Below are 1,351 nucleotides of genomic sequence, written 5' to 3'. Positions count from 1 at the left end.
AAGATGCAGTTGATGCAGCGACAGATAAAGCAGGCGTAGAGTCAGCGAAAGAAGCAGGAAAATTAGCACAAGAAAAAGATGTAGCGAAAGCAACAATCGATGATGCGAAGAAAGCAACAGATGCGGCAATTGATGCGTTACCAAACTTAACTGCTGAAGAAAAACAAGCGGCGAAAGATCAAGCGGCAAAAGATGCACAAGCAGCGAAAGATTCGGTAGATAAAGCCACGGATAAAGCTAGTGTAGAATCAGCGAAAGAAGCAGGAAAATTAGCACAAGAAAAAGATGTAGCGAAAGCAACAATTGATGATGCTAAGAAAGCCACAGACGCAGCGATTGACGCATTACCAAACTTAACGTCAGAAGAAAAACAAGCGGCGAAAGATCAAGCAGCAAAAGATGCACAAGCGGCAAAAGATGCAGTTGATGCAGCGACAGATAAAGCAGGCGTAGAGTCAGCGAAAGAAGCAGGAAAATTAGCACAAGAAAAAGATGTAGCGAAAGCAACAATCGATGATGCGAAGAAAACAACAGATGCGGCAATTGATGCGTTACCAAACTTAACTGCTGAAGAAAAACAAGCAGCGAAAGATCAAGCAGCAAAAGATGCACAAGCGGCAAAAGATGCAGTTGATGCAGCGACAGATAAAGCAGGCGTAGAGTCAGCGAAAGAAGCAGGAAAATTAGCACAAGAAAAAGATGTAGCGAAAGCAACAATTGATGATGCTAAGAAAGCAACAGATGCGGCAATTGATGCGTTACCAAACTTAACTGCTGAAGAAAAACAAGCGGCGAAAGATCAAGCGGCAAAAGATGCACAAGCGGCAAAAGATGCGATAGATAAAGCCACGGATAAAGCTAGTGTAGAATCAGCAAAAGAAGCAGGAAAATTAGCACAAGAAAAAGATGTAGCGAAAGCAACAATCGATGATGCGAAGAAAGCAACAGATGTGGCAATTGATGCGTTACCGAACTTAACTGCTGAAGAGAAACAAGCAGCGAAAGATAAAGCAGCACAAGATGCTCAAGCAGCAAAAGATGCAGTTGATGCAGCGACAGACAAAGCAGGTGTAGAGTCAGCGAAAGAAGCTGGTAAATTAGCAATTGAAAAAGATACAGCGAAAGCAGCGATTGATGATGCGAAGAAAGCAACAGATGTGGCAATTGATGCGTTACCGAACTTAACTGCTGAAGAGAAACAAGCAGCGAAAGATAAAGCAGCACAAGATGCTCAAGCAGCAAAAGATGCAGTTGATGCAGCGACAGACAAAGCAGGTGTAGAGTCAGCGAAAGAAGCTGGTAAATTAGCAATTGAAAAAGATACAGCGAAAGCAGCGATTGATGATGCGAA

The 1,351-nt window shown here is 42.9% G+C and carries 1 protein-coding gene; it reads left to right on the top strand.

All coding sequences use genetic code 11. The features are described from left to right. A partial coding sequence (locus AC5EAH_RS08110) for a DUF1542 domain-containing protein (RefSeq protein ID WP_493494273.1) occupies positions 1-1,351 on the top strand: 1,351 nt, incomplete at both ends.

The organism is Staphylococcus sp. B1(2026) (assembly GCF_058895785.1).
The sequence above is the reverse complement of the archived record's forward strand: the minus strand, read 5'-3'. Positions and strand labels throughout refer to the sequence as shown.